General features: G+C 57.6%; 21 protein-coding genes. 9 read left to right on the top strand and 12 right to left on the bottom strand.

Translation table 11 applies throughout. The annotated features are described in order from the left end of the window. Positions 1-8 precede the first annotated feature (8 nt). From KEHDKFFH_RS17480 to KEHDKFFH_RS17460, 5 genes are read right to left on the bottom strand one after another with little or no spacing between them, the layout of a single operon-like run. Positions 9-242 (bottom strand): glutaredoxin family protein, encoded by a 234-nt coding sequence (locus KEHDKFFH_RS17480; RefSeq protein WP_064227467.1) that lies wholly within the window; start codon positions 240-242, stop codon positions 9-11. Continuing rightward, positions 242-991, bottom strand: coding sequence for a YciK family oxidoreductase (locus KEHDKFFH_RS17475; protein ID WP_104323099.1), 750 nt, complete (start codon positions 989-991; stop codon positions 242-244). Before KEHDKFFH_RS17475 ends, KEHDKFFH_RS17480 begins: the two co-directional genes overlap by 1 nt. 57 nt (positions 992-1,048) lie before the next feature. Continuing rightward, complete coding sequence (gph, locus tag KEHDKFFH_RS17470) at positions 1,049-1,720, bottom strand: phosphoglycolate phosphatase (RefSeq protein ID WP_064227469.1); 672 nt, start codon at positions 1,718-1,720, stop codon at positions 1,049-1,051. Next, positions 1,710-2,426 carry a bifunctional 2-polyprenyl-6-hydroxyphenol methylase/3-demethylubiquinol 3-O-methyltransferase UbiG gene (gene ubiG / locus KEHDKFFH_RS17465; protein WP_064227470.1) on the bottom strand — a complete coding sequence of 239 codons (717 nt, stop codon included), beginning with the start codon at positions 2,424-2,426 and terminating at the stop codon, positions 1,710-1,712. Before ubiG ends, gph begins: the two co-directional genes overlap by 11 nt. 35 nt (positions 2,427-2,461) lie before the next feature. Further along, complete coding sequence (locus tag KEHDKFFH_RS17460) at positions 2,462-3,799, bottom strand: TRZ/ATZ family hydrolase (RefSeq protein ID WP_104323098.1); 1,338 nt, start codon at positions 3,797-3,799, stop codon at positions 2,462-2,464. A gap of 113 nt (positions 3,800-3,912) precedes the next feature. On the opposite strand from KEHDKFFH_RS17460, the gene mtnA reads away from it, so the two are divergent. Next, entirely contained in the window at positions 3,913-4,977 is a 1,065-nt protein-coding gene (gene mtnA / locus KEHDKFFH_RS17455) for an S-methyl-5-thioribose-1-phosphate isomerase (protein ID WP_104323097.1), read from the top strand. Here mtnA and KEHDKFFH_RS17450 read toward each other — a convergent pair. The 4 genes from KEHDKFFH_RS17450 to KEHDKFFH_RS17435 all read right to left on the bottom strand — a co-directional run bounded on the left by KEHDKFFH_RS17450 (position 4,966) and on the right by KEHDKFFH_RS17435 (position 11,557). Next, positions 4,966-5,718, bottom strand: coding sequence for a helix-turn-helix domain-containing protein (locus KEHDKFFH_RS17450; RefSeq protein WP_104323096.1), 753 nt, complete (start codon positions 5,716-5,718; stop codon positions 4,966-4,968). The genes mtnA and KEHDKFFH_RS17450 overlap by 12 nt on opposite strands. Positions 5,719-5,736: 18 nt before the next feature. Beyond that, complete coding sequence (locus KEHDKFFH_RS17445; RefSeq protein WP_104323095.1) at positions 5,737-7,920, bottom strand: carboxy terminal-processing peptidase; 2,184 nt, start codon at positions 7,918-7,920, stop codon at positions 5,737-5,739. A 248-nt stretch (positions 7,921-8,168) separates the two neighbouring features. Next, positions 8,169-10,319, bottom strand: coding sequence for a 3-hydroxyacyl-CoA dehydrogenase NAD-binding domain-containing protein (locus tag KEHDKFFH_RS17440; RefSeq protein WP_104323094.1), 2,151 nt, complete (start codon positions 10,317-10,319; stop codon positions 8,169-8,171). 29 nt (positions 10,320-10,348) lie between these two features. Continuing rightward, positions 10,349-11,557 carry an acetyl-CoA C-acetyltransferase gene (locus KEHDKFFH_RS17435; RefSeq protein WP_104323093.1) on the bottom strand — a complete coding sequence of 403 codons (1,209 nt, stop codon included), beginning with the start codon at positions 11,555-11,557 and terminating at the stop codon, positions 10,349-10,351. A 188-nt stretch (positions 11,558-11,745) separates the two neighbouring features. Between KEHDKFFH_RS17435 and KEHDKFFH_RS17430 the strand changes: the two genes are divergently transcribed. Beyond that, positions 11,746-12,009 carry a late competence development ComFB family protein gene (locus KEHDKFFH_RS17430; RefSeq protein WP_104323092.1) on the top strand — a complete coding sequence of 88 codons (264 nt, stop codon included), beginning with the start codon at positions 11,746-11,748 and terminating at the stop codon, positions 12,007-12,009. A 13-nt stretch (positions 12,010-12,022) separates the two neighbouring features. On the opposite strand, the gene KEHDKFFH_RS17425 is transcribed toward KEHDKFFH_RS17430, so the two are convergent. Next, entirely contained in the window at positions 12,023-14,488 is a 2,466-nt protein-coding gene (locus KEHDKFFH_RS17425; protein ID WP_104323091.1) for a DUF349 domain-containing protein, read from the bottom strand. A 177-nt stretch (positions 14,489-14,665) separates the two neighbouring features. On the opposite strand from KEHDKFFH_RS17425, the gene KEHDKFFH_RS17420 reads away from it, so the two are divergent. Next, complete coding sequence (locus KEHDKFFH_RS17420) at positions 14,666-15,136, top strand: regulatory protein RecX (protein WP_104323090.1); 471 nt, start codon at positions 14,666-14,668, stop codon at positions 15,134-15,136. Positions 15,137-15,156: 20 nt separating this feature from the next. Here the strand turns inward: KEHDKFFH_RS17420 and mltF are convergent, their stop codons facing one another. Next, positions 15,157-16,671: a membrane-bound lytic murein transglycosylase MltF gene (gene mltF, locus KEHDKFFH_RS17415; RefSeq protein ID WP_422385705.1), complete on the bottom strand. Its 1,515-nt coding sequence runs from the start codon at positions 16,669-16,671 to the stop codon at positions 15,157-15,159. Positions 16,672-16,952: 281 nt separating this feature from the next. Here mltF and purL point away from each other — a divergent pair, with 281 nt between their 5' ends. Together purL and KEHDKFFH_RS17405 are read left to right on the top strand one after the other, a co-directional pair. Continuing rightward, positions 16,953-20,858: a phosphoribosylformylglycinamidine synthase gene (purL, locus tag KEHDKFFH_RS17410; RefSeq protein ID WP_104323089.1), complete on the top strand. Its 3,906-nt coding sequence runs from the start codon at positions 16,953-16,955 to the stop codon at positions 20,856-20,858. Between the two features lie 416 nt (positions 20,859-21,274). Continuing rightward, positions 21,275-21,586, top strand: a complete 312-nt coding sequence (locus tag KEHDKFFH_RS17405; protein ID WP_104323088.1) for a YqfO family protein — start codon at positions 21,275-21,277, stop codon at positions 21,584-21,586. A 9-nt stretch (positions 21,587-21,595) separates the two neighbouring features. On the opposite strand, the gene KEHDKFFH_RS17400 is transcribed toward KEHDKFFH_RS17405, so the two are convergent. Next, positions 21,596-22,147 carry an NUDIX hydrolase gene (locus tag KEHDKFFH_RS17400; protein ID WP_104323087.1) on the bottom strand — a complete coding sequence of 184 codons (552 nt, stop codon included), beginning with the start codon at positions 22,145-22,147 and terminating at the stop codon, positions 21,596-21,598. Positions 22,148-22,244: 97 nt separating this feature from the next. Here KEHDKFFH_RS17400 and KEHDKFFH_RS17395 point away from each other — a divergent pair, with 97 nt between their 5' ends. From KEHDKFFH_RS17395 to purT, 4 genes are read left to right on the top strand one after another with little or no spacing between them, the layout of a single operon-like run. Further along, a complete protein-coding gene (locus tag KEHDKFFH_RS17395; protein ID WP_064227483.1) occupies positions 22,245-22,832 on the top strand; it encodes an NUDIX hydrolase in 588 nt (195 codons plus the stop codon). Position 22,833: 1 nt separating this feature from the next. Continuing rightward, complete coding sequence (locus KEHDKFFH_RS17390) at positions 22,834-23,367, top strand: gamma carbonic anhydrase family protein (protein ID WP_104323086.1); 534 nt, start codon at positions 22,834-22,836, stop codon at positions 23,365-23,367. Further along, positions 23,364-23,552, top strand: a complete 189-nt coding sequence (locus tag KEHDKFFH_RS17385; RefSeq protein WP_104323085.1) for a DUF1289 domain-containing protein — start codon at positions 23,364-23,366, stop codon at positions 23,550-23,552. Before KEHDKFFH_RS17390 ends, KEHDKFFH_RS17385 begins: the two co-directional genes overlap by 4 nt. An 18-nt stretch (positions 23,553-23,570) precedes the next feature. Then, positions 23,571-24,761 (top strand): formate-dependent phosphoribosylglycinamide formyltransferase, encoded by a 1,191-nt coding sequence (purT, locus tag KEHDKFFH_RS17380; protein WP_104323084.1) that lies wholly within the window; start codon positions 23,571-23,573, stop codon positions 24,759-24,761. The last annotated feature ends 319 nt before the right edge of the window (positions 24,762-25,080 follow it).

Genomic DNA, 25,080 nt, shown 5'->3' with positions numbered 1-25,080 from the left:
GGCAATCCTCATTGCAGGAATGTGAGTAATTCATCCCTGGTGAAAGGCCAGTCCAGTTCCGCACCGGTATCGTTGCGCCGCAGCACCGGTATCCGGGTGCCGTAGCGCTCCACCAGCTCTTCGGACTGGGCAATGTCCACTACGTCTACCGGTATTGGTTCCGGCATCGGCGTATTTACAAGCAGGGCTTCGGCCAGTTCGCACAAATGGCACTGGGATGTTGTGTAGAAAAGCAGTTCCATTATTTCGGCTGTGCGTCCAGTTTCTGGCCGTTAACGCCCTGGCTGTCCTTGCCCATGAGGTACAGGTAAATCGGCATCAGGTCTTCCGGTGCCGGATTCTGCTGCGGGTTCTCCGCCGGGTAGGCGTGGGCTCTCATATTGGTACGGGTGGCGCCGGGGTTCAGACTGTTCACCCGGACATTGTGGCGTTCATCATCCAGCTCTTCGGACAGCAACTGGCTGAGGCCTTCAACCGCAAACTTGGAGACCGCGTAGGCGCCCCAGTAGGCTTTGGCTTTCCGGCCGACACCGGAAGAGGTGAAAACCACCGACGCATCGTCGGATTTGCGCAGCAGGGGGATCATGGCCCGGCTGAGCAGAAACGGAGCTGTCGCATTCACGTGCATGACCTTGTTCCAGGTTTCCGGGTCATACAGTTCCACCGGGCTGCGATCGCCCAGGATGGCCGCGTTGTGCAGTAAACCGTCCAGTTGGCCGAAGTTGTCTTCCAGCGTCATGGCCAGTTCTTCGTAATCCTTCACCGCCGCGCCCTCAAAGTTCATGGGCACGATCGCTGGCTTCGGATGGCCAGCGGCCTCGATTTCATCGTAAACCGTTTCCAGCTTACCGACAGTTCGGCCAACCAGTACGACGGTCGCACCGTGGGCGGCATAGGCTTTCGCTGCGGCCCGGCCAATGCCGCTGCCGGCACCCGTCACCATAACGATACGGTCTTTCAGAAGATCGGCGGGTGCTTGGTAATCATGCATAACCTGTCTCCGTGTCAGGCTGTTACCGGCTGAACACCGGATCCTAAATTTGATGCCTTATTGTAACAGCTTTGCCAGGTCCGTGACGGTGTCAGCGATGAGGTCCGCTTGCCACAGGTCAATGGCTTCCGGCTCCTCGATATAACCGTAGCGGACTGCGATAGTTTTCATGCCGGCATTGCGCCCGGCCTCGATGTCCCGTTCGTGGTCGCCAACGTAAATGCCAGCGCCCGGATCGGTGCCCATCTGCTGGCAGGCCAGAAACAGGGCCTCCGGGTGAGGTTTGCGCTGTGCGACGTGATCAGGGCATACCAGAGCTGCGCAGCGGTCCGCCAGATTCAGAGCTTCAATAAGCGGAACCGCGAAACGGGCGGGCTTGTTGGTGACAATGCCCCAAGGGATGCCTTGCTCCTCGAGGGCTTTGAGGAGTTCGTCCATGCCCTCGAAAAGGGTGGTTTCCACCGCTACGCCGGCCTCATAAAGGTCGAGGAACGCGGTGTGCTTTTCCAGATACTCCGGATGTTCCGGCTCCAGGCCGAAACCGACCCGGATCATCGCCCTGGCGCCGTTGGAGACCGAGCGGCGAATGTGCTCCGGGGGCAGGGCAGGCAGTCCGTGCTGTTCCCTCAACTGATTCAGGCAGCGGATAAAGTCCGGTGCCGTGTCGATCAGCGTTCCATCCAGGTCAAACAGGACCGCCGAGGTTTGTTGAGTGTTTTCAGGCTTCACGGATATCCCTGGCGTGCATCAGGTAATTGACGTCCACGTCCCGGCCCAGTCTGTAGACCTTGGTGATCGGGTTGTAAGTCATCCCGGTCAGCTCCCGGACATCCAGACCGGCGTGGCGCAGGTGGTCGGACATTTCCGAAGGCCGGATAAACTTTTTCCATTCGTGTGTGCCCTTTGGCAGCAACCGAAGCACGTATTCGGCGCCGACAATCGCAAACAGGAACGACTTGGGGTTGCGGTTGATGGTCGAGACAAACAGATGGCCGCCTGGTTTCAGCATGGCGGCACATGCCTTGATTACCGATGCCGGATCCGGGACGTGCTCCAGCATTTCCAGGCAAGTGACAACATCGTATTGGCCCGCATGCTCGCTGTCCTGTGCCAGCTCCTCGACGGTGATCTGCCGATAATCCACGTTCACACCGCTCTCCATGCCATGCAACCGCGCGACCGCGAGGGGCGCCTCGCCCATGTCGATGCCGGTAACATGGGCCCCACGCTGGGCCATGCCCTCTGACAGGAGGCCGCCACCGCAGCCGACGTCCAGAGCGCGTTTGCCGGCCAGGGAGACTCGCTCATCAATGTAGTTCAGGCGCAGCGGGTTGATGTCGTGCAGCGGCTTGAATTCGCTCGACGGGTCCCACCAGCGGCTGGCCAGGGCTTCGAATTTGGCGATCTCGTTCCGGTCTACATTCTGGTTTGTCATGGTTGGTTCTGCCTGGTGAATCAATAGGAAATCGGTTAGTCAGCCTTTGTACGGATTCGCCCGGCCCAATCTTCCACCCGGAGCATGAGATCGGCAACGTCAATGCGAGTAAGCCGGCCATCCTGTACCTGTGGTACGCCGTTAATCCAGCTATGGCTTACTGATCGGCCATGGTTGCTGTACACCAGATGTGAGGCCGGATCATAGACTGGCTGCAGGAACGGGTCGCTCAGATCAATGGCAATGATGTCCGCCAGCTTGCCCTCGGCCAGTGACCCAAGCTCATGATCCCGCCCCAGGGCCCGGGCTCCGTTGATGGTTGCCATTTCCAGGGCTTTATGGGCAGACACCGCCGAGGCATCACCGGCCACCACTTTGGCCACCATGGCAGCGGTGCGGAGCTCTCCAAACAGATCCAAGTCGTTGTTGCTGGCTGCGCCGTCGGTGCCAATCGCGACATTGATCCCGTTATCCAGGAGCTCCTGAACCGGACAAAGGCCGCTAGCCAGTTTCAGGTTCGATTCCGGACAGTGAATGACATGGGCGCCGGATTGGTTCAGTAGGCTGATATCGCCGCTGTCGATCTGGGTCATATGCACGCACTGGGTCTCGGGGCGAAGTACCCCGAGGTCCGCCAGCCTGGCCGTCGGCCGCTGGCCCAGTTTTTCAGTAGCCTCGGCAACTTCAAAGGCGGTTTCATGAAGATGTATCTGGATAGCGGCACCGGTTTTCTCGGAAAGCCGGACAGCTTCGGCCATTGGGCCGTCGGACACGGTGTAGGGAGCATGGGGGCCAATGGCCGGCATGATGTAGCCATCGGATTTCCAGGTGTCTATAAAATCGGCACCCTTGCTCAGATACTCGTCCGGGCCGGCGCCCCAGGGCGTTGGGAAGTCCAGCAGTGGAAAACAGATCTGCGCGCGAATACCTGCATCGTGGGCGACCTGCGCGGCGATTTCCGGAAAGAAATACATGTCCGAAAACGTGGTGGTTCCGGTGCGCAGCATTTCGGCCATCGCCAGTTGAGTGCCATCGGCAATGAACTGTTCGCTGATAAAGCGACCTTCGGCCGGCCAGATGTGATCATTCAGCCAGGTCATCAGCGGAAGATCGTCCGCCATTCCGCGAAACAGGGTCATGGCCGCGTGGCCGTGCATATTGATCAGGCCGGGCATGACAACATGTCGGGGGAGATCGACGGTTTCACGGGTTCGGAACGTTCGGTCCGCCTGCTCCTGGGGGATCATGGCGGCCAGGTGGTTACCCTGGATTATGACTGCGTGATTCTCAAGCACCGTGCCTGCTGGCTCAATTGGAATCAGCCAGCGCGCGTTGATGCGGATATCGGCCGCGGTGATGGTGTCTGCCGTCATTCATTCCTGCCTTACAGCGCTTGGTGCTAAGCTGCCGCACCTTGAAAATGTAGCCCGCAAGTATAACCGTTATACTGGCAGTTTTCAGCGCTGAAAAACCGGAGCAGTTTTCTATGACAACAACCCCGAAATCCTCTTCCGAGCGTGGCATTGGCACCGTTGCAATACGGTGGCATGGCAGCAGTCTTGAGCTGCTGGACCAACGACTGCTGCCCGGAGCGGAGCACTGGATAGCTCTGGAAGGAGCGACCGGGGTATCGCAGAGTATCCGGGATATGGTGGTTCGGGGCGCTCCTGCAATCGGCATCAGTGCAGCCTATGGCGTGGCCCTGGCGGCGAGGCACGCCGGTGGTGGCGACTGGAAGGCAGAAATCAAACAGGCCATTCGCGAGCTGTCGGCGTCACGGCCCACGGCGGTGAACCTGTTCTGGGCGCTGCAGCGCATGGAACGGGTGTTTCACGCCTGCCACTCCCTGGATGAGGCGGTAAAGCGGCTTGCCGGGGAGGCCGAGGCGATTCATGAGCAAGACCTGGCGGCCAATTTTGCCATGGCGGACCATGCCCTGGAGCATATCGGGACAAAAGAACCCATCTCGGTGCTCACGCATTGCAACACTGGAGCACTGGCCACGGGGGGCTATGGCACAGCCCTGGGTGTTGTTCGTCGGCTCAATGAGAAAAAGCTTCTCAAGGAAGTCTATGCCGACGAAACCCGGCCCTGGCTTCAGGGAAGCCGGCTGACGGCGTGGGAACTGGCTCGCGACAACATTCCTGTCACGCTCAATGCCGATGGCGCCGCTGCTGCAATCATGGCCCGCAAAGACGTACGCTGGGTGATTGTCGGTGCCGACCGAATCACCGCCAATGGTGATGTGGTCAACAAGATCGGTACCTACAGCCTGGCGGTTCTGGCCCGCCATCACCATGTGGGTTTTATGGTGGTTGCGCCATCAAGCACCGTGGATATGGCCATGGCGTCGGGGGCGGATGTGCCCATCGAGGAGCGCGACGGCGCTGAGATCCGGGAGATGCGAGGTATAGGTCTGGCGCCAGAAGGTGTCAACGTGTTCAATCCGGTCTTTGACGTAACACCGGCCAGCCTGATTGACGCCATCGTTACCGAAAAGGGTGTGGTGAATAACCCGAATATCACAGGTATGCGGGCGTTATTTGGCTGACCGTGGGGAGCCTTCGGGGCAATTTTCTTCATAGGCGGCCCGAAGGTCCGCCACCTGTTGTTCCTGCTCCTCAATAAAGTGCAGGGACATCTCAAAGCTCTGGCGGGTGAACTCCAGCACCTTCTGGAAACCTTCATCGGAGAGGGTGCGAGCGTCGTCGTGCCGGCGGAAGATGTTTATGAACTCCCGCTCCCGCTCAAATTGTAGGGGAAGTCTCGCCACGCCCCAGTCGTTCAGAATTTGCCAGACTTCCGGGTTGTAGTTGCGCGTGGTGCGCATAATGAACGGAATGGGGTCGTTCCTGGCAATGAGGGCAGCGAGCCGCAGAATCAGTTCGAAAGAAAGCGTGGACGTACCGTTCTCAATGGCTTCCAGAACCGACTTGTCCCGCAGGTTCAGGGCCTCGCTCATTTCCGACAGGGTCAACCCGGCCACTTCCCGGATGTCCCTGAGAGACTGGCCTGCGGTGAGCATCGCCCGCAACTGGTCCTGGGAATTGATGAGGGCACGGCCAACCCGCAGTGACGTATCGGTGGCTTTCACCCCGAACCGGAGCGCCGAGCCGGTCAGGCTGGCCAGGCGGTCGATCAGTCCCTCTGGCGTCCGTTCCTGGGTTACCGGTTTTTCCAGCCCTTCCACTTGTTCCAGCGAGCGCATGGCGTGCAGGGCATCCAGAAGCATGTCCTGGAGCATTCGCGCTTTCTGGCGACTATCCTGCCCGCTGGCGTCCTTTTCGGTCATGGGCCTTCCGGCGTCCGTTTATCGGGTTGCGGCGGAGGCTGGAGCCTGTGCCGCAAACTGTTGCGGGTCCAGGATCGATGCCATGCGGTTATCCAGGTCCAGCATGTCAGCCATGATATGGCCGCCCTCCTTGATCACGAAATCCAGTTCTTCGTCGGTGGAATCCAGATCCGCCGCCTGCTGGTCCTGCCAGTCCTCCAGGTCTTCCAGGGAATCGAACGGCGTTTGCCCTTTCAGCTCACGCCGGGCATTTGCGATAGTCAACCGCGTGCGTTCGATCTGTTCGTGCTCGGCGCGACGTTCTTCCAGATTCAGACTGACACTGTCCGTGGCGCGCTGTTTGGTGAGGAAATCGATTTCCTGTTGAAGCAGGCTGAATTCCGCATTGGTTGAGAACCGCTCCTCGTGGCGCTTGCGAAGCTCATCAATGATTCCGCTGAAGTCAAAGTACCGGGTGTGCGGTACGGCCTCGATCTGATCCCAGGGCAGGGCGTGATCCAGGGCGTCTTCACCTATACGGGTCTTGTCGATACGAGAGGGGATCTCTATGTCCGGGATAACCCCTTTGTGTTGGGTGGAGCCGCCAGATACCCGGTAGAACTTTGACTGGGTGATCTTCAGTTGGCCATGGTTCAATGGACGCACCGCCTGAACGGTCCCCTTGCCGAAGGTCTGGGAACCGACAACCAGTCCGCGGCCATAGTCCTGGATGGCTCCGGCGAAGATCTCGGACGCTGACGCGCTCATGCGGTTGGTAAGCACCACCAGCGGCCCGTCATAGGCGACCGAAGGGTCCTCGTCATTGAGTACCTGCACATCGTTGTTGGCGTTGCGAATCTGAACGGTGGGGCCTTTGTCGATAAACAGGCCAACCAGATCATTGGCTTCGTGCAACGCACCACCACCATTGTTTCGAAGATCCATTACCAGGCCGTCGACGCCGTCGGCTTCGAGTTCCGCAATCAGGTTGCGAACATCCCGGGTAGTACTCTTGTAGTTCGGATCACCAGCCTGCATGGCCTGGAAGTCCGCATAGAAAGTGGGAATGGTGATCACGCCAATCGTGTATTCCTTGCCGCCGCGCTCGAGGCGGATGGTGTCCTTGCTGGCGCTCTGTTCCTCGAGTTTTACCTCATCGCGTTTGATGGCGATAGTCTCGGTAATGGTCTCATCAGAGGCATTGGCCGGGATCACTTCCAGGGTGACCGTTGAATTTCGCGGCCCACGGATAAGATCGACCACTTCGTCGAGGCGCCAACCAATGACATTCACCGGTTTTTCGCCCTGTTGTGCCACCGAGACAATGCGATCTGCGGGTTCAAGCTGACCCTGCTTGGAAGCCGGGCCGCCGGGTACCAGTCTTACCACCTTGGTGTATTCGTTGTCTGACTGAAGGACGGCACCAATGCCTTCCAGGGAAAGGCTCATGTTGATGTTAAAGTTTTCGGAGGTGCGTGGCGAAAAGTAAGACGTGTGCGGATCCCACATACCGGTAAACGCGTTCATGTAAGCCTGGAATGCATCTTCACTGCGGGCCTGGTAGGCGCGCTTGAGCTGGCCTTCGTAACGGCGGCGCAGGGTTTCAACAATGGCGTCATCGTCGGCGCCGTTCAGGCGTTGTGCCAGCACCGCGTTTTTGATGCGTTTTACCCAGAGATCATCCAGGGCCTTGGCGTCAGGTTCCCAGTCCGCTTCCGAACGGTCGACAAGGATGCTCTCTTTGGCCGAGAAATCCAGCGAGTCTATGCCGTTGTCGATGGTTTTCAGAGCAAACTGGAGACGCTCGATAATTCGCTGCTGAACCAGATTGTAGATATCAAAGCCCGGCTGCAACTGGCCGGTTTTCAGAGCTGAGCCCAACTGGGTCCGGATTTTGTCGAATTTCGCAATGTCGTCCTGCGAAAGGTAGATTCTCTGCCCGTCAAGGTAATTCAGGTAGGCATCAAACACATCTCCGGAGAGTTCATCGCTGATTCCGAGGTCCCGGAAGTGGGTGAACTGCAGCTGGCGGGCGATCAGGATGTTGGCTCGCGCCTGATCAATCGTCGGCGCCACTGGCTCGTAAACAGCCGGAGTTTCAACCTTGGCATACAGACCCAGTGGCGTCGACATCAGCAATGCCACAGTCATTGCCTTGCACACCCCGAACCGACCTGATCCGGCCGGAGAGCGACGAGCCATAATTCTTTCCGCGATGGTCATAAATGCTTACCTGACGGTGTGGGGGAGAAACCAGTTATATCTGTGTTGATCTACCCGTGAGCGATTAAATTTATTGTAGGCAAGCACTACACCCGATGCCATAGGCAGGGCGTATCGGTTCGTGACAATCTGTCCATGAAGGCGCCAGGTTGGTAACCGGATGACCGTCGACTGCACTATTCAGTTACGCAGGAGGCAGGTGCCGGGAGAGAGCACATCCCTCCCGGCAATGAGTCAGCAGGGCTCGATCAGGAAAACGGTGTGTTTGTTTCCGACTTTTCCTGCAGCAGTTTGGGCGGGGAGAAACGTTCACCGTAGGTTTTGGCGAGTTCGGATGCCCGTTCGGTGAAGGCTCTTACGCCATACTGATTAATAAACTGGATGGCGCCACCGGTCCAGGGCGCGTAGCCAATGCCGAAAATACTGCCGATGTTGGCGTCTTCCACCGTACGCAAGACGCCTTCTTCCAGGCAGCGAACCGTTTCGATGGCCTGGATAAACAGAATCCGGTCTTTCAGTTCCTGCAGTTTGACGGCGCGGGCCTTGTCCGCATCGACAAACAGATTTTCCAGCTCCGACCACAGGTGTTTCTTGCCGTTGGCCGGGTAGTCGTAGAAACCGGCGCCCGCAGCCTTGCCCTTGCGTCCGTGCTCGTTGACCATGGCATCAATGACTGCTTCCGCAGGGTGCGCGTTCCAGGTGCCGCCGGTTGCTTCGGTGTCCTTTTTGCTCTGATCTCGGATGTGCTGCATCAGGGTCATGCTGACTTCGTCGGAAATAGCCAGCGGCCCCACGGGCATACCTGCGAGCAACCCTGCGTTTTCAATGCTGGAGGGGTGGATGCCTTCAGCCAGCATACAGATGCCTTCGTTGACGAAGGTGCCGAATACCCGCGAGGTAAAAAAGCCCCGGCTATCGTTGACCACCACAGGAATCTTGCCGATCTGTTGCACGTAGTCGAACGAGCGCGCCAGGGTTTCATCAGAGGTTTTTTCGCCAACGATGATTTCCACCAGTTGCATCTTGTCGACGGGCGAAAAGAAATGCAGGCCAATGAAGTTCTCGGCTTTTGCTGAGGCCTCGGCGAGTTGGGTGATGGGGATGGTCGAGGTGTTGGACGCGAAAATCCCGTTTGCCACCAGCTTCGGCTCCGCTTCCTGGGTTACTTTTGCCTTCAGTCCACTGTCCTCGAACACCGCCTCGATCACCAGATCACAGCCTTCCAGATCGTCCGCGGAATCGGTGGCCTTGATACGGCCCAGGATGTTTGCTTTTTGCGCTTCAGTCATGCGGCCGCGGCTGACCTTCTTGGCCAACAGCTGCTCGGAGTAGCTTTTGCCTTTTTCGGCATTTTCCACGGAGACGTCTTTCAATACCACGTCGATACCGCGCGTGGCCGTGGAATAGGCGATACCAGCGCCCATCATGCCGGCGCCGAGCACGCCCACCTTACGGAAGGTTTCTTTTTCAACGCCGTCGGGACGGCTGCCGCCCGCCTTGATGGCGTTCAGCTGGAACCAGAAGGTGCCGGTCATGTTCTTGGCGACCTGGCCAATCACCAGTTCAGCAAAATACCGGGTCTCGATCAGGCTACCGTTGTCGAAATCCACCTGGGCGCCTTCGACTGCCGCGGACAGGATGCGCTCCGGTGCCGGATAACAGCCTTTGGTTTTCTGTTTCAGCATGGCCGGGGCGATGGCCAGTTTCTGGGCCATGGCGGGATGGTGAGGCGCGCCGCCAGGAAATTTGAAGCCTTTCTGGTCCCAGGGTTGCTGGCATTTCGGGTTGGCATCAATGAAGGCCCGGGCTTTTATGGTCATGTCGTCGGCAGAGTCGGCCAGTTCGTCGACAATGCCGGCCTTCAGGGCGGCTTTCGGGTTCACCTTTTTGCCTTCCATCAGGAACGGGAAGGCCGCCTCCAGGCCAATCATTCGGGGCAGTCGTTGCGTGCCGCCACCGCCGGGCAGCAGGCCCAGTGTCACTTCCGGCAGCCCCAGTTGAATGCTGTCGTCGTCAATGGCGATGCGGTGGTGGCAGGCCAGAGCGATTTCCAGGCCGCCGCCCAGGGCGGAGCCGTTAATGGCGGCGACCACGGGTTTACCGGTGGTTTCCAGGAAGCGCATGTGGGCTTTCAGGCCGTTGACCATATCTTCAAAGGTTTGGGCATCGTCCCGGGTAACCTTGTGTAGCTCTTTCAGGTCGCCGCCGGCAAAAAAGGTCTTCTTGGCCGATGCAATGATCACGCCCCGGATGTTGTCCAGGTCATCTTTCACTTTTGCGGCAGTTTCCAAGAGGGCGTCCCGGAAGGCGGCATTCATGGTGTTGGCGGACTGGCCGGGCATGTCGATGGTGAGGGTCAGGATCTGATCTGAACCCAGTTCGTAACGGATGGCACTCATAGTAGGTTCTCCTTGAAAAGTGGACGGGTTCAGACGCGCTCAATGATGGTGGCAATGCCCATGCCGCCGCCAACGCACAGCGTGGCCAGGCCGTAGCGCAGTTCTCGCCGCTCCAGCTCATCCAGCAGGGTGCCAAGAATCATGGCGCCGGTGGCACCCAGCGGGTGGCCCATGGCGATGGCGCCGCCGTTCACGTTCACTTTTTCGTCGGGAACCGAGAGCTCCCTCTGGAAGCGCATCACCACGGAGGCGAAGGCCTCGTTCACTTCAAACAGGTCAATCTGATCGGCGGTCATGCCCGCTTTTTCCAGCGCCTTGCGCGCGGCCGGCGCAGGACCGGTCAGCATGATGGTCGGGTCCGTGCTGGTGACGGCTGTAGCAATGATGCGGGCGCGGGGTGTCAGGCCCATGGCCTTGCCCTTGGCTTCGCTGCCGATCAGCATGGCAGTGGCGCCATCGACAATGCCGGAGGAGTTACCGGCGTGATGCACGTGGTTAATCTTCTCCACGTAATGGTATTTTTCCCGGGCAACACCGTCGAAGCCCATCTCGCCCATCATCTGGAAGGAGGGCTTCAGGCCGGCGAGGCTCTCCAGCGTGGTGTTGCCACGCACGTGTTCGTCACGGTCCAGGATCACCACGCCGTTCTGGTCGGTGACTGGAATGATGGATTTTGCAAAGTGGCCGTTCTGCCAGGCATTGGCGGCTTTCTGCTGGGATTTCACTGCAAAACCATCAACGTCTTCACGGCTGAAGCCCTCTAGCGTGGCAATCAGATCCGCGCCGATACCCTGGGGCATGAAACCGGTATGCAGGTTGGTCTCGGGGTCCGTGGCCCAGGCACCGCCGTCGGAGCCCATGGGCACCCGCGACATGGCTTCCACGCCACCGGCAACCACCAGGTCTTCCCAGCCAGAGCGTACTTTCATGGCGGCCAGGTTGACTGCTTCAAGGCCCGAGGCGCAGAACCGGTTTAGAGTAACGCCGGCCACTTTTTCGTCCCAGTCTGCCGCCAGAGCTGCCGTCTTGGCGATATCCGCACCCTGATCGCCCACTGCGGTGACGCAGCCCATCACAATGTCATCCACCTGGGCGGTGTCCAGACTGTTTCTCTCCTGCAGCGCGTGGAGCACCGTGGTCAACAGCGTGATGGGTTTGACGCTGTGAAGTGATCCGTCTTTTTTTCCGCGCCCTCTGGGGGTGCGAACCGCATCGAAGATATACGCCTCGGTGGTCATTGCTTTTCCTCTGGTCATATTGTTGTCGGATTTGGTTTACCGATAACACAACGATAGCCGGTTGCAGCTACAGGGGGTAATGACGCCGGCTGCCAATCGCATTGGCGAAATTGCTCATGAACCATGACAAGGAGAGAGGTGGCTTCTATGGTGTTAGAAACCGCAGACGAATTCAGGAGGCGCAAGCCATGTCTCTGCGAGATGCGATCGACAATTTTTACGAACGGCTGGTGGTGGATGCCATTGAGGCAACGCGGCAGGAGTCTGACACAGCGGACTATCTTACCGACGTGATGTGCGTGGCCCTCAACCGCCTGCCAACGCGTTATTATCGTCATTCAATCGATATGATGTTCTATCTGGCGGACGAAGAGCTTAAGGGGATGAAACAGAAATCCCTGGCCGCCGTGAAAGAGGCCAGGGAGTTCGTCAGAGAGCATCAGCGGGAGTAAGCCGCGGGGCGCCTCAGGCCGGATTCAGGTTGGCGAGGGCCTTGTTCAGGCGCTCGGCCAGCTCGGTATTTGCGTCTTTGCCGATTCCGCCCAGGCACCAGTTCGCTAGCAGCTTTTCCATGTCCTGCATTTGATCGGTGCCATTGTCCGCAGCCCCCATGCCGTCGGCCAGGCGCCGGACCTGGATTTCCATGCGGCGCTGCTGGTCCGTCTCGGGTGAGGGGACACCGCAAAGAATTTCCGCCCGGATAACCAGCTCGACCGGATCACTGGTGTCTGAGGTCTGTGCCAGCGCGGACCAGTGTTTCGGCACTGAATCATTGCTGGTTTCGCCCGTTGTGGCAGCCATCACCAGAGACTGCCAGGACGCCATTTTTGCCCGAAGCTTCTGCGTGGAAAGGATCTGGTTCAGCCGCTGCTTTTCTTGCTGAACCTGCTCTCTGACGCCTTTTGAGAGTGCAGATGTATCCATTTCCTTGAATGTCGCCAGGGCCGCAGTCACTGATTGTTCATCACTTTCAGCGGATATCACTGAAACCTCATTCAGGCCCGCCTGTGCGGACTCGTCGGCGACTTGCGATGCCTGCTGTTGCTCCGTGCGCTCGGCATCGCGGCGGGCAAAGATCTGGTCGCAGGCCTTGCGGAAAGCCTGCCACAGTTTTCGGTCTTCCCGATGACGGGTAATGCCGATGGCCTGCCAGTCTCCCTGAAGGGCCTTGGCCTGATTCATTGCCTCCTGGAGCGGTTCGTGGTCAACCAGAGCCTCGGCTTTTTCCACGATCGCCTGTTTCAGTGTTTCGTTTTTCCGGCGTTCCTCATCCAGTGGCGCTTCCAGTCGTTTGAGCAGTTCATCGAAGCGTTTCTGAACGGCACGATTGTCCCGGAATTCCACCGGCCAGGCTTCCTTCCATTCCTGGCGGGCGGTCTGATGGATGCGCTCGGCGGCCTTCCAATCGATCGAAGACCAATCAGCGTTGTTCAGAAAGGTTTCGAGTTGCTCGCAAATAGCGGACCGCTTCTCCAGATTGGCCTGTTTCAGGCCGGACTTCGCAGAAAAGTAGGCTTTGCAGGGCTCATAGGCCTTGTCGGAGGCAGCCTTGAAACGGGACCAGAGCGTTCGGTCGGAAGAGCCGCCCAGATCACGCCACTCGTTTTGCAATTCCTTGATGCGCTCCGCCTTGGCTTCCGGGTCCATGGGTTGGTCTGCCAGGTATTCCATTTGCTCACACAGGGCAATCTGCTTCGGCTCGGTCGCAAAGCCCTGCCAGTCCGAGAGCTCTCTCAACTGACCGTTAAGCAGTTGCATCCGGGCCTGATAAGGTTTGGCGTGGCGCTGATCCAGATCCCGGAAGTGCTGCTGGGCGGTTTTGAACAACTGCTTCGACTCTTTGAGCTGCTTGGCCTCAAGGGCTACCTCCAGTTTTTCGAGGTCGGCTTCGAGGCGATTCGCCAGGGATTTCTGCTGCTCCTGGTCAACGCGGGGTTCTGTCGGTTTCTTGCGCTTGCCGGCCAGTTTCCGCAGTGGCTCCAACAGTGCAGGGATGGGGTAACCTTCCGGCCAGTTGATCTCGGCCACCAGGTTTTTTGCCTGGGCTCGTTGCTCGTCCGTGGCATCGCCTTCACCTTCAAGCAAGGCGCCGAGTTCGACGATGGTATCCCGGTCCTGGGTAATCCGGCGAACGGAGCTGAGGTAATTGCGAAGCGCCAACATGGCGGTCTCGTAGGATTTCTGTTCCTGCTTGTCTACAGAAGTATCCCGGGTCGCTTCCAGCCAGCGGTTTTCCTGGGTCTTCTGCAGTGCATCCAGAGAGGCAAGTGAGGGCAGGGTCTCTGGTGGCTGGGCCTTGAGCTCATCCAGTGTGCGGGTCAACAGGTCCAGGGTTTCCTTGCGTTGGAGCTGCTGTTCACGCTGGCGCTTTTCATCTTCCGCAGCTGACTGAAGGAGCGCAATGCGCTCTTTGCACTGGTGAACCGCTTCCAGGAACGCTTGCGCCTGTTCCGGTGTGGCGTGTTCTTCCACTTCTGTCCATTGCTTCAACAGGGCATCAAGCCGGGCCTCGTAAAGTTTGGTGTCGTCGCTTTTTGCCTGGTCCCGGGCGTGACGGATCAAGGTGGCAATGGTCTGGCCGATGCTGTCCAGTCGAGCCTGTTCTTCACGGCGGTGCTGAAGTGCCGTTTTGACGGTTTGATAGACCCCTTTATCCCTGCCTTTGGCCTGTTTCTGAACTTCCTGAAGGTGGGCTTCGTCGGTCAGTCTACCTGCGGCGGCCTGTCGGATATCCGCGGTGATGCCTTCAATAGCCAGTTTCGCCAGGACACTCTGGGACGGCGAGCCCTCAAGGGTTCCGAGCTGTTCTTCTCTCTTGCTGGCCCGGGGATCTTCCTGTTCGACAGGTTCGGGCTGGGCGGCTTTTCGGTGTTTCGGAGCTACCTCGGTTGTCTTGCGGGATCTGAACAGTTTCTGGATGAACGCGGCCATAAGAGTATCCTTGGGTGTTGAAACCAGTTCACGGTGTCGGGCAAAGTTGTGCCGCCACCGGCCATCGGCGTCCGGTTCGGGGTGCCGGGTAGTTTGACTGATCAGCCAGAGGCGCTGACCAGTTGGAAAATTCGGGGCTAGTCTAGCGTTTTGTGTGCGTATGCGGAAAGGGTCTGTATGGCAAAACAGGAAAATCAGGACGATCAGGAATACAGAGCCCGGGCAACGGCGCTGAGATTGCTGGCCAGGAGGGAGCACAGTCGCCTTGAGCTGAGCCTGAAGCTCCGTCAGAGAAAGGTGTCGGGCGACATTATTGACGCCGTTCTGGATGATTACGAGAAAGAAGGTTGGCTTGACGATGACCGGTTCGCTGACGTCTACGCCCGCCAGAGGATAGACCTTGGCTACGGGCCGCTAAGGATTCTGGGCGAACTTCAACAGCGTGGTGTGCATAAGACTCCGGAGTGTGTTGACGAGATGACCGAAGAAGACTGGTGTCAGCAAGCTATTGGTATCCGCGATAAGCGGTTCGGCCTGGGAGACCTCAGTGAAGACTGGGACGAAAAAGTGCGTCAGGCGCGTTTTCTGAATCGTCGGGGGTATTCCGCCAGTCAGGTGGAAAGAGCCCTTGAAGCCCGTGCCGACTAGCCCGCTTCGGATGGGGAGATTCAGAGGGTCGGCGGGATCATGCCGAGCTCTGCCGGCAGGCCCGCCCGGAGTCTTTCGTCGGGCTGCAGTTCGTCGGCAAAGATCCCCGATTTCGGGTTCTCCTCCATCTGTACGATTTGCTCCTCCTGCTCTGGCGCTGGTGTGGCCGGTTCGTTGAGCCGGGCCAGAACATCATAGTAGCGCCGGATATTCTGAACGTAGATGACCGGTTCATGGCCGCGGGCGTAGCCAAAGCGGGTCTTCGTATACCATTCCTTCTGCGCCAGCAGTGGCAGGAATTCCTTTACATCCATCCACCGGTCGGGGTCCTTTCCAGCGCCTTCTGTGAGGCGACGGGCGTCCTCGAGGTGGCCAAAACCCACGTTGTAAGAGGCGAGGGCGAACCAGGTACGGTCCGGCTCTGGGATCCGCTCCGGGATCTTTTCGTGCACGATCCGGAAATACTTGGCGCCGCCCTGGATACTTTCTTCTGCGTCCAGGCGGTTGTTGATGCCGATATGGCTGGCAGTGTTCCGGGTCAGCATCATCAGGCCGCGGACCCCGGTGGGGGATACCGCGTTGGGCCGCCAGTGGGACTCCTGATAACCGATGGCTGCGAGCAGCCTCCAGTCCATCTTGAAGTCTCTGGCATAGTCGCGAAACAGTGACTCGTATTTGGGCAGGCGATTTTCCACATGGTGCATGAAGGTGCGGGCGCCGACATAATTGAGCCGATCCAGGTGACCGTAGAAGCGCTCGGCAATCTGGGCCAGGGTGCCGTTGGCCTCCAGGGTGTCCAGGAACTGCCGGGCAGCGTTTGCCAAAGATTCATCCTGTGCCGACGGGAAAAACCAGGCCAGTTCGCCGGGTTCTCCAACGGCAAATGCCTCCTTCACCATCGGGTAGAACACGTGGTTCAGATCGAGTTCGTTGGAGGAAACCATCGCGTAGGGGAATTCGCCGCTCTCGACGCGGGACAGTACGCCAGCGGCGTCGAGGCCGGGATGCACTTGCCACTGAAGCTCTGGAATGTCTTCCAAGGCCTCGTTCAGACGATGCTCATGGTTGCTATCGGCCACCACGTGAAGAGGTCTTCCGGCCAGGTCTTCCAGTGATTCTGGTCGCTCCACATCCCGGTTATAGACCAGTATCGACTGTGCATTAATACCGGTAGCGACGGTGTGGTACTGGCCGGCCGTGTCCGGCTGACTGGACAGCCCCAGCATACCCAGGTGGGCATAATTCTTGTCCAGTACCGACAGGATTTCGGTATTGTCATCGGCGACGCGGATCCGTAGCTTTACCCCCAGTTCATTAGCGAACAGCTTCGCCAGTTCATAGTCGTAACCGGTAGGGCCGCCCTCACTTTCCACATAGATAGAGGGCGCGGTACGGGTGATCACATGCAGCACACCCTCATCCCGGATTTCCTGGAGAGTGCTGGGTTGCGAGCATCCAGTCAGTAGTAGGGCGGAGCCAAGTAAGAAAAACGTCTTGGCGGATGCGCCTGTTAAAGCAGCAAGAATTCTGGGCAAGTCCCTGATCTCCGTCACGTCTGGATCATCTGGTTGCAGAGCCGCTTGCGGACCTGCACCCCTCTCTATCCTGAGCGTGGAATTCCTTTCCACCTGCTCAATGATCCTTGGTGTCGGATGGCTGGTCAATAAATCTGGTTAATTAATATGCAAAACAATGTCAATTGTGCGGTCGGGGATTAACGCTTCAAGCGCTGTATCCTGGCCCCGCTTTCGAGTATCATGGCGGCCTTTCAAATTGCACCCAGACTTCCCCGTTTCGCGCGATACAGGTTGATATCATGCTTGAACTTCGCGGCGCTCCCGCGCTTTCGCCATTCCGCTCCCGCAAACTACATTCCCGGATTCAGGACATCGTGCCTGAAGTCGAGCACGTTTATGCAGAGTTCATGCACTTTGTCGATCTGGAGTCGGACCTCTCTGACGCAGAGCAGGCTATCCTCGACCGACTGCTGACATACGGCCCCAGTGTTCCGGTCGAAGACCCGGACGGGGTTCTGTTTCTGGTCGTGCCGCGCCCGGGAACGCTTTCACCCTGGTCCAGCAAGGCAACAGACATTTCCCGCAATTGCGGTCTTCGTCAGATTCACCGCATCGAGCGGGGTACGGCCTACTACATCCGTTCTGGTCGTAAGCTTGGCCTGGAACAGCGCGAGAAGATCGCAGCCCTGCTTCATGACCGCATGACCCAGAAAGTATTTCATGAAATGGGCGGGGCGGAGCTGCTGTTCAGCCATGAGGAACCGCGACTCCTCGGGCGGGTTCCTGTTCTGGCGGGTGGCCGTAATGCCCTGGTTGAAGCGAACTCTCGCCTGGGTCTGGCCCTTGCCGAAGATGAAATCGACTACCTGGTGAAGTCCTTCACGGATCTTGAGCGGGATCCGACCGACGTGGAACTTATGATGTTCGCACAGGCGAACTCCGAGCACTGTCGACACAAGATCTTCAACGCCTCCTGGGATATTGACGGTGAGGGCCAGGAAAAATCCCTCTTCGCGATGATCCGCAATACCTTTGAAATGAACAGCGAAGGCGTCCTTTCGGCATACAAAGATAACGCATCTGTTATCCGGGGCAGCCGGGGTGGCCGCTTCTTTCCGGATCCGGAGACTGGGGTCTACGGATACAACGAGGAAGATATTCACATCCTGATGAAGGTGGAGACACACAACCACCCGACCGCAATTGCCCCTGCGGCCGGTGCGGCAACAGGCTCCGGTGGCGAAATTCGCGACGAGGGCGCGACCGGTCGGGGCTCGAAGCCAAAGGCGGGTCTGACTGGTTTCACGGTCTCCAACCTGAACCTTCCGGACGACCCCCAGCCATGGGAAATCAACTATGGCAAACCGGAGCGGATTGCTTCAGCTCTCGACATCATGATTGAAGGGCCTATTGGCGGTGCGGCGTTCAACAACGAGTTCGGTCGTCCCAATCTGGCCGGCTATTTCCGAACCTTTGAAGAAAAAGTGCCGGGTGCCGCTGGCGAGGAAGTCCGCGGTTACCACAAGCCGATCATGATTGCCGGAGGTCTTGGCAACATTCGTGAAGAGCACGTTGAAAAAGGCAATATCCCGGTGGGTGCCAAGCTCATTGTGCTGGGCGGGCCCTCCATGCTGATCGGTCTTGGTGGCGGCGCTGCTTCGTCCATGGATTCGGGGTCCAGTAACGAAAACCTGGATTTTGCGTCGGTTCAGCGGGACAACCCGGAGATGGAGCGTCGCTGCCAGGAAGTGATCGACCGTTGCTGGCAGATGGGGGACAACAACCCAATCGCGTTTATCCATGATGTTGGCGCTGGCGGGCTTTCCAATGCCATGCCGGAGCTTGTGAAGGATGGCGGTCGAGGCGGCAAATTCGAGCTTCGCGATATCCCCAGTGACGAGCCTGGCATGTCACCGCTGGAGATCTGGTGTAACGAGTCCCAGGAGCGGTATGTGATGGCAGTGGCTCCGGAAAACCTGGAGCGGTTTGATGCCCTTTGCCGCCGGGAGCGTTGCCCCTATGCCGTGATTGGTGAAGCGACAGAGGCCCACCACCTGGAGTTGGGTGATTCCTACTTTGACGACAAGCCGGTTGACCTGCCGATGGAAGTGCTGTTTGGCAAGCCGCCGCGCATGCACCGGAGCGTCAGTCGCGCTTCCTTTACCAAGCCCATATTCGACTCCACCAAGATCGATCTGGACGACGCCATTCGCCGTGTTCTGCGTCTGCCGTCCGTTGGCTCCAAGAGTTTTTTGATCACCATCGGTGATCGGACCATTACCGGCCTGGTGGCGCGAGATCAGATGGTGGGGCCCTGGCAGGTGCCAGTCGCCGATGTGGCCGTTACCGCCACTTCCTTCGATGTCCGCGCTGGTGAAGCCATGGCTATGGGCGAGCGCACGCCGGTTGCGACGATCGATGCCCCCGCCTCTGGCCGCATGGCCGTGGGCGAGGTGGTTACCAATATGGCAGCGGCTCCAATCGCCAAACTGTCCGATATCCGCCTGTCTGCAAACTGGATGGCGGCTGCCGGACATCCGGGCGAGGATGAAAATCTCTATGAAACCGTTCGCGCGGTAGGCATGGAGCTGTGCCCGGAGCTTGGTATTACGATCCCGGTCGGCAAGGACTCCATGTCCATGAAGACCATGTGGGAGGAGGATAGTGGCGAACAGAAGAGCGTAACTGCACCGCTTTCATTGATTGTCAGCGGCTTTGCGCCGGTAACCGATGTTGCCAGAACCCTGACGCCCCAATTGGTAACGGATGCCGGCGAGACCGACCTGATTCTGGTGGATCTCGCTGCCGGTCAGAACCGCCTGGGTGGTTCCGCTCTGGCTCAGGTGTACCGTCAGGTCGGTGCTGTGGCGCCGGACCTGGATGATCCCGAGGACATCAAGGCTTTCTTCGCGGTCATTCAGGGGCTGAACTCCGACGGTAAACTGCTGGCCTATCATGACCGTTCCGACGGTGGTGTGTTCGTCACGCTGGCTGAGATGTGCTTTGCCGGCCGTTGTGGTGTCGATATCAAACTGGATGGCCTTGCCGAAGATCGCAGCCAGTTTGCCAGGGAGCTGTTTAACGAAGAGCTGGGTGCTGTTATTCAGGTGCGCAGGGAAGACACCGGTTTTGTCCTGCAGCAGTTCTCTGCCGCTGGTCTTGGCGACTACATCAGTGTGATTGGCAGCCCGAATGACACCGACAGCCTGCGCCTCACCTTTGAGGGTGGCACGGTAGTGGATGAATCTCGTGTAGAGCTTCAGCGTCTATGGGCGGAAACCAGTTACCGCGTTCAGTCTCTGCGGGATAACGCCGATTGCGCCCGTGAAGAATTCGATAATCTGCTTGATGCGGAGGATCCCGGTCTTCATGCGGAGCTCTCCTATGACATCAACGAAGATGTAGCGGCCCCCTATATCAACAAGGGAGGCCGTCCGAAGGTTGCGGTCTTGCGAGAGCAGGGTGTGAATGGGCAGGTTGAAATGGCGGCTGCGTTCGATCGTGCCGGTTTTGATTCCGTAGACGTGCACATGAGCGATCTGCTCTCTGGTCGGGTTACGCTGGATGGCTTTAACAGCCTGGTTGCCTGCGGCGGTTTCTCCTACGGTGATGTTCTGGGTGCCGGTGAAGGGTGGGCCAAATCAATTCTGTTCAGCGATCGCGTCAGGGACCAGTTTGCGGCATTCTTCAATCGTCAGGACACTTTGGCGCTGGGGGTGTGCAATGGCTGTCAGATGCTCTCCAACCTGCACGAACTGATTCCGGGCAGCGAAGGCTGGCCTCGTTTCGTACGCAACCAGTCCGAGCAGTTTGAAGCACGGCTGGTTATGGTTGAGGTGATGTCGTCACCGTCTGCATTCATGGACGGCATGGCCGGCTCTCGTATGCCCATTGCGGTTGCCCACGGCGAAGGCAGGGTTGAATTTGCCAGCGGCACCTCGGCGGAGGCGCTCTCCGAGAACGAGCTGGTGGCCCTTCGCTATGTGGATAATCGGGGGCAGGCAACGGTTCGTTATCCCTATAACCCGAACGGTTCGGAAGCCGGAATTACCGGGGTTACCACCCGCGACGGCAGGGTCACGATCATGATGCCGCACCCCGAGCGAGTGTTCCGGGCTGTTCAGCATTCCTGGCGTCCGTCAGAGTGGCAGGAAGACGGTTCCTGGATTCGCATGTTCCGAAATGCGAGACGCTGGTTCGGTTAAATTCCCGCGTCAGAAAAGAGCCGGTTTTGGATACGCTCAACATGAGCGTTTTCTCCAAAGCCGGCTTTTTTATTGGCTGCCCCGCTTCTGGGCATTTTTCAAGGGAAAAAATCGGCGAAAATGGCAAAAATTCCCTTGACTCAGTATTTTTATGCACATTGCTGGTGCCTTCCTGTTTGTTCTGTGAACAAACAGCGGGAAATCGGTTCAACTTTTGCGCAAAAGTCATAAGATATTGAAAAATAAAGAATAAATGAATCAGGTGATTTTGTCGCCAATTTAACGAAAGTGCAGTGATTACGGGGTTTGGGGGCGTGTTCCCAAAATCTTTCCCCAGAGTTATCCACAGATTCTGTGGGTAAGTGTCTAAGCTATTAATCTGTACAAAAAATATCCGATCCGAGGGAGGGTTTTCGATGTACAAGATGTGTTATTTCGTTCCGGAAACTCACGTTGAGGAAACCAAGCAGGCATTGTTTGATGCTGGAGCCGGTCGTATTGGTGATTACGATTGTTGTGCCTGGCAATGTCTCGGAAGGGGGCAGTTTCGCCCGCTTGAAGGAAGTGATCCTTTTCTTGGCAAAGCCGGTGAGATTGAAGCGGTGGATGAGTACAAGGTTGAGCTGGTTTGTGCTGACGAGCTGATACGGGATGCCCTCGCAGCGCTCAAGCGGGCTCATCCCTATGAGGAGCCCGCTTACGAGGTCTATCGAATAGAGGAGTTGTAGCCGGCGGCCTTATTTGCGGTCTTTCGCCATGGGGTGGCGGATGTCGCTCACATGGACACCGAAGGATTCGCGCCTGTAGTCGGCCAGGAACAGCTCGAGGGTGCGCTTCACGGTCGGAAAGGAGATCTCCTCCCAGGGGATCTCATCCAGCCCGAACAGTCTGGATTCCAGTGACTCCTCACCTGCACCGAAATGTCCGTCTGTCAGGGTGGCTCGGTAGAACATGTGAACCTGATTGATGTGTGGCACGTCGATGATCGAGTAGAGGCCCTCAATATTCACTTCAGCGAGGGCCTCTTCCAGGGTTTCCCGCTCAGCAGCCTCAATGGTGGTTTCTGCGTTCTCCATAAATCCGGCGGGCAGCGTCCAGTAGCCATAGCGCGGTTCGATAGCTCTCCGGCACAGTAGTATCTGGCCCTCCCATACGGGAACGGTGCCGGCGACAATGCGAGGGTTCTGGTAATGTATGGTATCGCAGCTGACACAGACATAGCGGTGACGGTTATCGCCTTCGGGGATGCGTTGTTCAACCGGCTGGCCGCATGTGCTGCAGTACTTCATGATTTTCCCCGTATACTGAAATTGGTGTGGTAGTCAGTTTAACGATCCCGGCTGCCTCTGTCTCATCCAACCTCCGGATGTACTGTGGAGACGAACATTGCGTGATTTACTTGCCGAGCGCCTCGCCGGCTATGCGCCGCGGCAGCTGGCGCTGGATTATCCCGAAGCCGGGATTCTGGTTCCGATAACCGATGATCACCGAAACCCCGAAATGATTTTTACGCTCAGGTCTGAAAATCTGAGCACTCATCGCGGGCAGGTAGCCTATCCCGGCGGTAAACGTGATCCTGAAGACCCGTCTCTGGCAGCAACCGCGCTGCGTGAAACCCACGAGGAAATCGGGTTACCGCCGGACCAGGTGCAGATCATTGCGCCTCTGAGCCAGGTCATGTCCCGTTATGGAATTCTTGTTACTCCTTACGTCGGTGTGATTCCCGGGGATCATCCTCTGGAACCGAATCCCCACGAGATTGAAAGTGTATTCCGGGTACCGCTCTCCTTCTTCCTCGAGGACCGGCGCGAGCGCACAGACGCTCTGAATTTTCTGAATCATACGTTTTACGTGCCCTGCTATCGGTGGGAGCGCTACGAAATCTGGGGGTTGTCGGCAGTGGTTCTGGTTGATTTCCTGAACGCTGTGTACGATGCCGGAATTGACCTGCTTGAACCGCCTGAAGGAGGCTGAGATGTTTTACCAGTTGAATGACCGAACGCCTGAGCTGGAAGGTGAGGGGCACTTCGTGGCCGACAATGCGTCGGTGATTGGCCGGGTCCGGCTGATGGAAAAAGCCAGCGTCTGGTTCAACGCCGTTATCCGTGGCGACAATGAATTGATCACGATAGGGCCGGAGACGAATATCCAGGATGGCTCCGTACTACATACCGATCCCGGTATGCCGCTTACCCTGGGAAGGGGCATAACGGTTGGTCACAAGGTTATGCTTCACGGCTGCGAGATTGGCGATTACTCATTGATCGGTATCAACGCCGTCGTTCTGAATGGTGCAAAGATTGGTAAGCATTGCCTGATAGGTGCCAATGCACTCATACCTGAGGGAATGGAGGTACCCGATGGTTCCATGGTTGTCGGTTCACCGGGCAAGATCAAGCGGGAGCTTAACGACAACCAGAAAAAGATGCTGGAAATGAGTGCCCAGCACTATGTACAGAATGCAGCCCGCTATGCTGATGAGCTCAAGCCCTGCGAGCCGAAGAAATGAGTGTCGCTGACAAGGTACGCTCGCCCTGCGTGAGCATTTGCGCCCTTGATGAAGATGACGTCTGTGTTGGCTGTCATCGAAGCGGAGACGAAATCACCCGTTGGACCCGTATGGATAATGAAGAACGTCGCGAGGTGCTGCGAAGGGTGGCGGAACGCGAAAAGAAATCCCTGATTCACGGCTAACAAAGGTACTGGCAGATCATGACTGACTCAGTTCGAATTGGTACACCCCTCAAAGGCAACGCCTACAGGGTTCTGTTTTGCGGATCCGGTGAGCTTGGAAAAGAAGTGGTCATCGAGTTGCAGCGCTATGGCGTTGAAGTGATCGCCGTGGATCGTTATGCCGATGCGCCTGCCATGCAGGTGGCTCATCGAAGCCATGTCATCGACATGCTCGACGGCGCCAGCCTGCGCCGCGTCATCGAGCAGGAAAAGCCGAATCTGATCGTTCCTGAGATTGAAGCCATTGCCACGCCGGAACTGGTCAAGCTGGAAGAAGAGGGATATCACGTCATTCCAACGGCGAGGGCGGTAAACCTGACAATGAACCGTGAGGGAATCCGTCGGCTTGCTGCTGAAGAGCTGGGATTGCCAACGTCGCCATACCGCTTTGCCGGTTCCCGGGAGGAATATCTCGCAGCGGTGAAGGAGATAGGGCTTCCACTGGTGGTAAAGCCGGTTATGAGTTCCTCGGGCAAAGGACAAAGTACGGTCAAGACCGAGGGAGATATTGAAGCGGCGTGGGAGTATGCCCAGTCTGGCGGGCGCGCGGGTAAGGGAAGGGTGATCGTGGAGGGGTTCGTGGATTTCGATTATGAGATTACCCTGCTGACCGTCAAGCATCGAGACGGAGTTTCGTTTTGTGAGCCCATAGGGCACCGACAGGAAGATGGAGACTACCGGGAGTCGTGGCAACCCCAGCCGATGGCGCCCCTCGCCTATGAGCGTTCAGCGGAAGTCGCCCGGGCTGTGGTGGAAAATCTCGGTGGGTATGGCATCTATGGTGTAGAGCTCTTCGTTAAAGAAGACAACGTCTGGTTCTCGGAAGTTTCGCCACGTCCCCATGATACAGGGCTGGTAACCCTGGTCTCTCAGGACCTCTCCGAGTTTGCGCTGCACGCGCGGGCTATCCTGGGTCTGCCGATCCCCTCGATCCGTCAGACCGGTCCGTCGGCATCGGCGGTGATCCTGCCTGAAGGAGATTCAACAGAGGTTTCCTATTCAGGGCTTGAAGCGGCGCTTTCGGAGCCGGATACCCAGTTACGCCTTTTCGGAAAGCCCGAATTAAAAGGGCGCCGTCGAATGGGCGTTGCGCTGGCGAAGGGTGCTTCCATAGAGGAAGCGCGGAAAAAAGCGCGCGGCGCGGCACAATCGGTTATCGTTGAACCATGAATCTTTATCGAATATTGGTGTCATAAACAGGAATCGTGAGGTTTCATGAAAAAAATCAAAACCAATCGTTGACACCTCCTGAGAGGTCTGTAAAATGCGCATCTCTTTCGAGGGGTAAGCCACTCAGGCAGCTCCGGATTCGAAAGGCAACTGTTTGAAAGTACTGAAGAAAACGAGTTTTAAAATTCTTCAGATTAACGGTTGACAAGGCGGCGGAACGATGTAGAATACGCGGCCTTGATTGAGCAACAGCTCAAACGCTCTTTAAAAAGTTGACCAAGTAATTCGTGTGGGCGCTGGCCGAGGTATTTCGGATGCG

Origin of the sequence: Marinobacter maroccanus (assembly GCF_002933275.1) — a bacterium.
Taxonomy (GTDB): domain Bacteria; phylum Pseudomonadota; class Gammaproteobacteria; order Pseudomonadales; family Oleiphilaceae; genus Marinobacter; species Marinobacter maroccanus.
This window is presented reverse-complemented; position numbering and strand designations above follow the sequence as displayed.